At 66.1% G+C, this 10,312-nt stretch carries 6 protein-coding genes and 1 pseudogene; 3 read left to right on the top strand and 4 right to left on the bottom strand.

Going from position 1 to position 10,312, the window contains the following annotated elements; genetic code table 11:
- The first annotated feature begins 8 nt into the window (after positions 1–8).
- The 3 genes from A8W25_RS14470 to A8W25_RS33975 all read left to right on the top strand — a co-directional run bounded on the left by A8W25_RS14470 (position 9) and on the right by A8W25_RS33975 (position 7,874).
- A complete protein-coding gene (locus tag A8W25_RS14470) occupies positions 9–7,025 on the top strand; it encodes an RHS repeat-associated core domain-containing protein (RefSeq protein WP_158942534.1) in 7,017 nt (2,338 codons plus the stop codon).
- A gap of 26 nt (positions 7,026–7,051) precedes the next feature.
- Positions 7,052–7,432, top strand: coding sequence for a DUF6896 domain-containing protein (locus A8W25_RS35705; RefSeq protein WP_067161395.1), 381 nt, complete (start codon positions 7,052–7,054; stop codon positions 7,430–7,432).
- Between the two features lie 208 nt (positions 7,433–7,640).
- Complete coding sequence (locus A8W25_RS33975; RefSeq protein WP_234386455.1) at positions 7,641–7,874, top strand: hypothetical protein; 234 nt, start codon at positions 7,641–7,643, stop codon at positions 7,872–7,874.
- A gap of 287 nt (positions 7,875–8,161) precedes the next feature.
- Here A8W25_RS33975 and A8W25_RS14480 read toward each other — a convergent pair whose 3' ends face one another.
- The 4 genes and pseudogenes from A8W25_RS14480 to A8W25_RS14495 all read right to left on the bottom strand — a co-directional run.
- A complete protein-coding gene (locus A8W25_RS14480) occupies positions 8,162–8,605 on the bottom strand; it encodes a hypothetical protein (protein WP_158942538.1) in 444 nt (147 codons plus the stop codon).
- An 80-nt stretch (positions 8,606–8,685) separates the two neighbouring features.
- A complete protein-coding gene (locus A8W25_RS14485) occupies positions 8,686–8,871 on the bottom strand; it encodes a hypothetical protein (protein ID WP_067161401.1) in 186 nt (61 codons plus the stop codon).
- Positions 8,872–9,025: 154 nt separating this feature from the next.
- On the bottom strand, positions 9,026–9,910 hold the full coding sequence (locus tag A8W25_RS14490; protein ID WP_158942540.1) for a hypothetical protein: 885 nt from the start codon (positions 9,908–9,910) through the stop codon (positions 9,026–9,028).
- A 97-nt stretch (positions 9,911–10,007) separates the two neighbouring features.
- Positions 10,008–10,312: pseudogene (locus A8W25_RS14495) on the bottom strand (site-specific integrase); the annotation flags it as partial.

Genomic DNA, 10,312 nt, shown 5'->3' on the forward strand with positions numbered 1-10,312 from the left:
TACTTACGATGCGCATCACACCAGCCCGCCGAGCGGGCACCCGCACGACGGCGCGAGTCGCTGCCGTCCTGTCGGCCGCCTTGGTGGCGGGACTGCTGCAGGCCCTACCCGGCCCACAGGCCGTGGCCGAAACGAACCTTCCCGTCGCGACGTGGAAGGAGAAGCCGGTCAAGGGCACCGACGCCAAGACCAAGCCACGCCAAGCGGACAAGACTGTCTCCAAACCCCGTACCCCGAAGGCTGCCTGGCCCAAGGAAGCCACCGCCAGCGTCACCCTTCCGGCCGACGGTGGTCGTGCGCTGAGCGCCAAGTCGGCGTCAGGCGAGCCGGGTGGCAAGGTCAAGGCCGGTTCCCTGCCCGTGTCGCTGGGCGTGGTGCCCAACGGCCCGCTCGCGCCGCAGAAGCAGGCCGCACCGTGGTTCGCGGGCGGGGACACGGCCACCACCGTCAAAATGCTGGACCGCAAGACCGCGCAGAAGGCAGGGGTGGACGGTCTGCTGATGACGGTCACCCCGAATGGTGGCCCGGGCAGACGCGTGCAGGTCAGTGTCGACTACAGCGCGTTCGCGGATGCGGCCGGTGCCGGATATGGCGCGCGGCTGCGGCTGGTGCAAATGCCCGCCTGCGTCCTGACTACGCCGAACAAGGCCGAATGCCGCACAGTGATGCCCCTGGCGGGCCGCAACGATGCCGAGAGGCACACGGTGACGGCCGACGCGGTCACCCTGCCGGGCACCGCGACCACGCCGAAGTCCGCAGCCCCGGCGATGGGGGCCCAGGCGCTGGCGGGTGGGGCGACGGTTCTGGCAGCGACTGCCGGTTCCACGGGTCCGTCGGGTGACTACAAGGCGTCCCCGCTGTCGGCGGCGTCGACGTGGAGCACGGCGCTGAACAGTGGTTCGTTCTCCTGGTCGTACAACATGCCGGTGCCGTCGGTGCCCATGGGGCTGGCACCCACGGTGGGGCTGGCTTACAGCTCGGGTGCGATCGACGGGCGGACCTCGAACAGCAACAACCAGGCCTCCTGGGCGGGCGACGGCTTCAGCATCGCGCCGGGCTACATCGAGCGTTCCTACAAGCCGTGCGGCGAGGACGGGGTGAAGACGGATGGGCAGCAGCCGGGGGACCTGTGCTGGGCCTATGACAACGCCACCATCAGCTTCGACGGCCACGCCGGCGAACTGATCCCGATCAACGACGAAGAATGGCGCATCAAGGGCGACGACAACACGCGGGTCTTCCACTGGCGCCAGAGCGACCGCGGCAACGGTGACAACGACGGCGAGTACTTCCGCGCCACCACCGCCAACGGCACCCGCTACTACTTCGGCTACAACCGGCTGACGAACTGGACTATCGGCAAGCCGGAGACCAAGTCGGTGGAGAGCGTCCCGGTCTTCGGCAACAACAGCGGTGAGCCGTGCAACAAGGCGGCGTTCGCGGACTCGTGGTGCCAGCAGGGCCGGCGCTGGAACCTTGACCTGGTCATCGACTCCAGCGGCAACGACATCACCTACTGGTACAAGCAGGAGGCCAACACCTACGGCCGCAACCTCAAGGACACCGACGGCACCCCCTATGTCCGCGCCTCGGTCCTGGACCACATCGAGTACGGTCAGCAGCTCAAGGACCTCTACTCCGACACCGTCAAGCCGATGGCGCGGGTGGATTTCGCCACCGCCGAACGCTGCCTGGAAAAAGACACCGCGCTGTGTGACCCGGCGAAGATAGACACCAATCGGCAGTACTGGTACGACACCCCTTGGGATCAGAACTGCAACAGTGGTAGCAAGTGCGACATGGGGCGGCTGGCTCCGACGTTCTGGGGCCGTACCCGGCTGAGCAACGTCACTGCCAAGACCCTGCAGAGTGACGGCAGCTACAAGCCGGTCGACTCCTGGGCGCTGACGCATAAGTGGGGCACCGCGGACTTCGACTACCAGCTCCTGCTCGATTCCATCCAGCACACCGGCTTGGCCGGGCCTACGCCTGTCCCGCTGCCGGCGACGACCCTGTCCTACAGCGCGCAGATCGGGCGCCTGGACAAGAGCGGGGACGGGCGGCCGGGGTTTTACAAGCAGCGGCTGCGGACCGTGCTCGACGAGTCGGGCGGGCAACTGGATGTGAACTACTCGCAGGCGGCCTGTTCCTGGGACAGCCTGCCGAGTCCGCAGTCCAACACCTCGCGCTGCTTTCCGCAGATGTACCAGGCCGGCTTCAGTGATCCGGTGACCACGGAGTGGTTCAACAAGTACGTCGTCGACTCGGTCATCTCCTCCGACCGCACCGGCGGGGCTCTCAGCTCCCAGACGAACTACACCTACTTCGACGGCGGCGCGTGGGCGTTCGACGACACCGAGGGCATCACCAAGGAGAAGCTCAAGACCTGGTCGCAGTGGCGCGGCTACGGCAAGGTCCGGGTGCAGACCGGCAGCAGCCAGGCCATGTCCACCCAGGCCGACCACTACTTCCTGCGCGGCATGAACGGCGACCGCACCGACCCCGCTGACAAGACCAAGACCCGCAGCGTCACCGTTCCTGACGGTGAGGGCAACGACCTCACCGATGACGAGGCCTGGGCCGCTTTCGAGTACCGCAGCGAGACCTTCGACAAGCCGGGCGGGAAGATCCTGGCCAAGACGGTGAACACGCCCTGGAAGAAGCAGACCGCCAAGCGGGTCCGGGACTGGGGCACCACCACCGCCAACCTCACCGGCACCAGCCGCAGCCGCAGCCTGACCTACCTGGAGTCGGAGGACAGGTGGCGCGAGACCCGCGTCAACACCACCTTCGACGACCTCGGCCGCGCCTATACCGTCGAGGATCTGGGCGACACATGGGTGGCGGGTGACGACAAGTGCACCCGGACCACCTACGCGGATGACGACTGGATCCGGGCCGCCGCGATCCACACGGAGACGTACGCGTCCTACTGTGCCGCGAACCCTGACCGGGACACCCGTGCCGACGGTACCTCTGTGGTCCTGTCCGACACCCGCACCCGCTACGACGGCCAGGCGTACGGGGCCGCCCCCACCAAGGGCCTGGTCACCATGACCGAGACCCTCAAGTCCCGCAGCGGCAGCACCGCCACCTACCTCGACAGCACCACCAGCTACGACGCCTACGGGCGGCCCCTTGCCACCACGGCGCTGGCCTCCACCAGCGTCTTCGACCCCGACGCCCCCGCCAAGGCACCCGTCACCACCCCGGTGGCGAGTCCGCGGACCACGACGACCGTCTACACCCCGGCGACCGGTCGGCCCACCAAGGCGGCGGTCGCCAGCCCGCCCGCCACGGCCGGCAACACAGCCACGGTCCAGACCACCACGTCCTACCTTGAGCCGCTGCGCGGCCTGCCGTACATCACCACCGACGCCAACAACCTGCGCACCGACATCGAATACGACGCGCTCGGACGCCCGCTGAAGGTGTGGAAGCCCAACCGCTCCAAGCTGAACGGCGAGTCCGCAAACCTGCAGTTCCGCTACATCAGCGCCGAGAACGCCATCCAGTCGGTTGCCACTCTCACGGTCACCAACGAGGGCTCCTACGACACCAGCTACACCCTGTACGACGGCCTCGGCCGCGTCCGCCAGACCCAGGCCCCCGGCCCCGACGGCGGCCGCATCCTGACCGACACGTTCTACGACGAGCGCGGCCAGGTCCGCCTCGCCTACGCCCCCTACCACAACACCGCCGCACCCAGTGGCACCCTGTTCACGGTGGTGGACGCCGACGGCATCGAGACCCAGACCGCCACCGAGTACGACGGACTGGGCCGCACTATCAAGTCGACCCTGCTCTCGGGCAACGGCACGGGCACGCCGCTGGCCACCACCACCACGGTCTACGGCGGCGACCGCGTCACCGTCACTCCGCCCAAGGGCGCCACCCCCACCACCACCCTCAGCGACGCCCAAGGGCAGACCACCGAGCTGCGCCAGTACCAGGCCACCAACCCGGCCGGTCCTACCGGCCCGTACGACAGCACCACCTACCGCTACGACACCGCCGGGCACATGACCGGGCTGACCGGCCCTCAGGGCGCCCAGTGGTCCTGGACCTTTGACCAGCTCGGCCGCCAGACCAAGGCGGTCGACCCGGACAGCGGCACCACCACCAAGACCTATAACGACCGCGGTGAACTCACCACGACCACGGACGGTCGCGGCAAGACCAGCACCAGTGTCTACGACAACCTCTCCCGCCTCCTGGAGACCCACGAGGGCACGGCCACCGGCCCGCTGCTGACCTCCCAGACCTGGGACAAGATCAAGGGACAACTGGCCACCTCAACCCGCCACGTCAACATCGGCGGCACGGTCTACCCGTACAAGACCACCATCAACACCTACGACCCGCTGTACCGGCCCCTCAAGACCACCCTCACCGTTCCCTCCGTCCCGGGCCAGGAGGCCCTGGCCGGCGACTACGCCACCGGCAGCTCCTACAGCTACGACGGCACCGTCCAGGCAACCTCGTACCCGGCCGCGGGCAGCCTGCCGACGGAGGTGGTCGCCTTCACCTACAACAAGCTCCACCAGACCACCGCCGCCAGCAGCAACCTGTCCACCTACCTCGCAGGCCAGACCTACACGCTGACCGGCAAGCCCTACCGGACCACCCTCAACGCCGGCGGCGTGAGCACCACCATCACCAACGGCTACGAGCAGGGCACCCAGCGCCTCTCCGTCAGCCGCACCGACACCGAGAACACCGCCGTACCGGCCCGCGCCAACGCCTACAAGTACGACGAGGCCGGCAACGTCACCGAACTGAGCGACGTCTCACGCACCGGCACCGACCGCCAGTGCTTCAAGTACGACTACCTCGCCCGCCTCACCGAGGCCTTCACCCCCACCGACCCGGCCTGCCCCACCACCCCGGACGGCGGCAAGCTCGGCGGCCCGGCCCCCTACTGGTCCAGCTACACCTACAACACCGACGGCACCCGCAAGAGCGAAACCCAGCACAACACCACGGGTGACACGTCCAAGGACCAGACCCGCACCTACACCTACCCGGCCGCAGGGGCGGCCCGCCCGCACTCCCTGCTGTCCACCGCCACCACCACGGGCAACACGGCTCCGGTCTCCGGCACCTACGACTACGACCAGGCCGGCAACACCACCCGCCGCACCCTCAATCCGAGTGCCGCCCCCTCCAGCGATCAGACGCTGAGCTGGGACAGCGAAGGCCACCTGCGCACCGTCAGCGACACTGTCCAGACCAAATCCGGCAACTCGTCGGTGACGACGAAGAAAACCACCGACTACGTCTACGACCCCGGCGGCAACCGACTCACCGGCCACACCCTCGACACAGCCAACCCCGCCGACGAGAGCACCACGCTCTACCTTGGCGCCACCGAACTGAAGCTCACCAAGGGCGCGGCCAAGCCCACCGCCACCCGCTACTACCCGCTCGGCGCGGCCACCGCCGTTCGTACGGACGACAACAAGGTGACCTTCCAGGTCACCGACCACCACGGCACCGCCGATACCAGCATCAACGCCACCGACGGCGTGGCCACCCAGCGCCGGATGACTCCCTTCGGCCAGGGCCGCGGCACCCCGCCCGCCACCTGGGCAGGCACCAAGGGCTTCGTCGGCGGCACCAACGACACCGAAACCGGCCTCACCCACCTTGGCGCCCGCGAATACGACCCCAGCACCGGCCGGTTCATCAGCGTCGACCCGCTCCTCGACACGGGCGATCCGCAGAGCCACAACGGCTACGTATACGCCCACAACAACCCGGTCACTGGCTCCGATCCAAGCGGATTGATGGACCAGGACTGCAATGAAGGTGCCAAGTGCTACCGCGGGCGAGTCATCACCGATAAGAACCCGGATCCGTCCGGCGCCGAGCCGGTGTCCAAGGACAAGCCGTCGGTGAACGATGTGGCGTATACGGATCCTAATGGCGCGGACATCAGGCTCCCTGAACGTGACTGGGAATTCCGCCGACGCTACATCAAGGCTTATGAACGCGAGATCAAGTGGTACGACCCCAACGACGCGGAAGAGCGCTGGATAGTCCAGGTCAGTGCGATGCTCTCTGCCTGCACGGCAGAGAAGGGCAACTGTGACGACATTGCGTTCTATCTGAGGCAGTTCCACGAAGCCAACCTTAAAGCGGGCCTGTACACCGGTTCTGATGCCCGCGTGGGAGAGATAGGAATCGGCGGAGGCGGCGAGCTCGGAGGCGCTGGCGTACGGGCGGGCGTCCGGAAGGGCCTATCGACTTGCCCACGCCCACACAGCTTCCCGACGGACACCGAAGTGCTGATGGCTGACGGCAGCCAGAGGGCCATCAAGGATATCGCCGTTGGCGACATCGTTACTACGACTGACACGAGCTCCGGGAAAACGGTTGACAAACCAGTCGTCGCCACCATCTCGACAGAAGGCGATAAGGACTTCACAGAGCTCACCCTGAGAGTCGGTGAGACCTCGTCCCACATCGTGGCTACGGACACTCATCCCTTCTGGGTCCCCGAGATCAAGCGCTGGGTCCAAGCAGGCGACCTGAAGCCGGGCCAACTACTGCGCACCAGCTCCGGCGCGTACATCCAGATCTCTGCCATCAAGCACGTCACGCACAAGCAACGCACGAACGACCTCACCATTGGGGACATCCACGCGTACTATGTGCTGGCGGGGACCACTTCAGTTCTCGTCCACAATTGCTCCATCAGCCCCCATGAATTGGAGCGAACGGAGCAACTCGGAGGAGCCAGAGATCGTGAACAGGTCGATCAAATTGCCGAAAGCATGACCAGGGATGGTTGGGTCGGTGGGCCCATCGAGGTATATGAGCATCTGGGTCGGCGCTATGTGATCAACGGTCACCATCGACTTGCGGCGGCTAAGAAGGCGGGGATCGATGTTCAGTACCGATCTCTTACACTTGATGAGGTCAAGGCCTACAAGTATAAATCCGCCGATGAAGTGGTTTGGGCATCTATCGAAGTAGGCGGGGACTTTCCCGAGGAGCGGAGAGGGCGGAGGCGCCGGTGAGTCAGTCGAATGAAGCTGCTGTCTGTGTGCGTTCCTTCCTGCGGTATCGCACGCTCATCAGAACGGCGCTGGCGGGCAACTATCCTCAGTTCGACACGCTGGAGCACGTGCTGGAAGCTGTCCGCGCGGGGGAGCTGGAACGGAGAGGGCAGTCGGACGCTGGCTTTTCGTACTCCGTCCATGGGCGCGGGTGTCGGATGGTCGGAGCCGATGGCGCTGAGATCGAAATGGACCTACTCCTGGACGGGGCGGAGGCGTTTGATGTTTGGCGCCTGGAGGTTTTTGCGCGAAGCGTTGGCATGAGCCCCGTTCCGCCTAGGGGTGACCTTATGCAGGAATGCCGCGACATGACGCAAGAGGGAGTCCTAGATGAACCAGAGCCAGGATGGTTTCGCCTCATCGAATGATGAGTAATGGTTTGGGTGGGTATTCCATTGGCATGGAATACCCACCCTGCGAAGGCGGCAAACCCTGAAGAACCATGCGCCATCGTTGAGAGGCAGTCCGTTTCTCGTAAGTTGGCGAAAGCTTGCCATAGTTAGCGTATAGGAATGCCGCAGTGGCCCCGCCGGGTCTTTTTCCGGCGGGGCCACTGTGGCGTTTGACGGCAAAGCCATGAACTCTCACGTAGAGCTGCTGATTCGGATCATCGGACAGCCTGTAACGCCTCCAGTCAAAAAGGATTGGACGGCAGTTTTCGAGGCGCTAGGTATGTGGTTGCCCGATGACTATATCGAATTGGTGCGAGTGTTCGGCGCAACGGCCGTCTACCGCTTGGCCATTTACGAGTACTGGCAGTCACTGCATCAACTGCTCTGGGAGATGCACCGCGAAGCCAACAGACGATGAGTTGCGAGGCATCGAGGATCCGGGGACGTTCGCGGTGGCCGCAGGGCTCACCGAATGCCACTGGCTGATGCAGAGCGTGAACGGCTCCCCGGTGTACCAAGCCTGAGCGCTCGCTTCGATGACCCGATATCGCTCAAGCCGTTCCGGATGAGCCAGGACCGCGGGCGACGTGCTCGGTGGGCGGAGAGAAACCTCAGGGTGCCTGACAGCGCCTCTCCTTAACCCGGTTAAGAGTACGCAAGCGGGGCCGCCCGCGTTCCGATGCCCGCACTCTCGCGCCTGGGTTCTCACGGCTTCAGGGGGGTGATCACAGGAATCTCGACGGTCTGCGCCAGCAAGCCGAAGAGCGCGTTGAGCAGGGCAAGCACAGTGATCTGCTTCAGCTGTGCCGGGGGTGGGTCGGCGGGAGTGTTGGTGGTGACGGTACCGAGCTGTTTCCGGGCTGTCTGAACTTCCTCCACGGCCGCCTGGACCTGGGCAGTGGGCGGCGAGGCCGGGTCGTCGGCCTGGAGAGTACGGAGTAGATCGGTGACTGCCGGAAGGGTGATGCCGTGGTTGCCGAGTTCTTGGATCTGAGCCCGAAGCGCGTCGACGCCAGGGGCCAGTGCCGCGTGGCCGCTCTCGCCTATCGAATCGTCGGCGGCCGCCATAGCGGCAGGCCCGGCGAGGCCGAACACGAGTGCAGCGCACAGCGCGGAGACCGCAGTACCTCGGGCAGGCAGTGCATTCATGACTGATCCCTTCAGTGGGAGGCGCATCGGATCGTTTCCCAACCCTGAACGGAGACATCACTGCACACAACCGGGCGACCTCAATGTGTAGTGAGGGCCTGTTGCACTTCCGCGGGGTGATTTGGCGGGGTCAGGCTGGGCAACAGCGGACCGTTGAACCCGGCGTCCTTCTCGTCGACCAGCACCGTGATGTCGTCCGAGCCGAGTTCACTGGCGCGGACCTGGTGGTCGTTGGCGCTCAGGTAGGTGATGGCGTCAGCCCGCACCAGGACGCGCCTGATTCCCTGACCCGTGCCCGCCCTGTCGGGATCTTCCTCATGATCCAGACGTTCGTCATGTCCCCTCCCGGAGATCGTTGGGTGTGGCCATCGTGACCGGGGGTGCCGACAAACAGACTGTTCCGGATCGGTAGGTCCCGGCTCAGCGCGGCCAGGTGGCCGGAGTGCTCGGCGGCAGCGGGATCTCGTCCAACCGCAGCCACTGTTCCTGGCCGCTTTGATCCGGCAGGTGGAACCGCACGTCCTGCGCCTCGTCCGACTCGTACGGGGCATCTCCTACCGCTTGCAGCAGGGTGTGCAGCCTTGGGTGAGGGGCTTGCATGGCCCGGTCGCGTACGCCCTCGGCGCGCAGGGCGGCCAGCGTGAGGGACGCGGTGTTCACCCCGGTACGCCGGTGACCATCGGCGTGAGCGATCGCCTCCGGGTGTTCCACGATGGAGGCCAGGGCCTCGGGGCCGGCAACGGTGTACGTCACCACCAGGTCGCCGCGCTGCAGCATCACCTTCGCTCCCGGCTCCACCAGCGAGCCGTCTTCACGGGTCGACATGGCCACCTTGCCGACCATCGGACCCATCCCGACCCTCCGGACCTCGTCGAACTGCTCGATCGTCGGGTCCACGAACCGCTCGGAATCGGGGAGCACCAGCGCGCAGTGCCCGTTCCACTCAGTCCCCTTCCAGCGAGGTGTGAGCGAACCGTAGAGGGTTCCGCCTCCGTCCTTCTTCTGGATGGCCACGGTGACCGGCAGCAGTTCGGCCCGCACCCCCAGCTGGCCGTAGGCGTTGCGCAGCGTCATGCACGCATCCACGCAGATGTTCGCCGGAGCGCGGCCGTCGGAGAGCGCCGCCCACAGGAAGGGCAGCACCAGTTCCACGATCTGGTCCGGCTTGGCGTGCTCCAGCATCCGCGCCATGAGATCCATGCTCCCCGGCAGTGCCGGAGCCGCCCTGCGCTGGCTCGGTAAGGAAGGACGGGATACCCGCTTCTGCGGTGTCCGGTGCTTCTTGCCCCGCTGCTGCTTCGACATGGACAGAGCCTAGAGATCTCAACCGGCCTTCCGACAGACCGCGTTGTCCGGCCTGACGCGGCGACGCCGCAGGCTGGGAAGTCCATGGCGTCGCGGTTCAACGGTCGCTGGGTGCGAGCAGGCTGGTGACTTCGGCGAGGGCGGTCGCGCCGGGCTTGAAGTACTTCCGGGCGGCGCTGACGGACTTGTGCCTCGACTTCGCCATGAACAGCAGCAGCGAGACGCCCTGTTCGCCGAGGTGGGTCAGCCCGGAGTGGCGGAACTCGTGGGGTTCCCAGCCGGTTTCTTCCTGGCCGCCGACGCAGGTGTGCCGGTCCAGCAGGGCACGCAGCTGGCCGTAGGAGAGGCGGGCCAGGCCGGTGTCGGGGCAGACGTCGCGCGGGGTGAGGAGCTTGCCGGGGC

The organism is Streptomyces sp. ERV7, from assembly GCF_001653515.1.
Classification (GTDB): Bacteria; Actinomycetota; Actinomycetes; order Streptomycetales; family Streptomycetaceae; genus Streptomyces.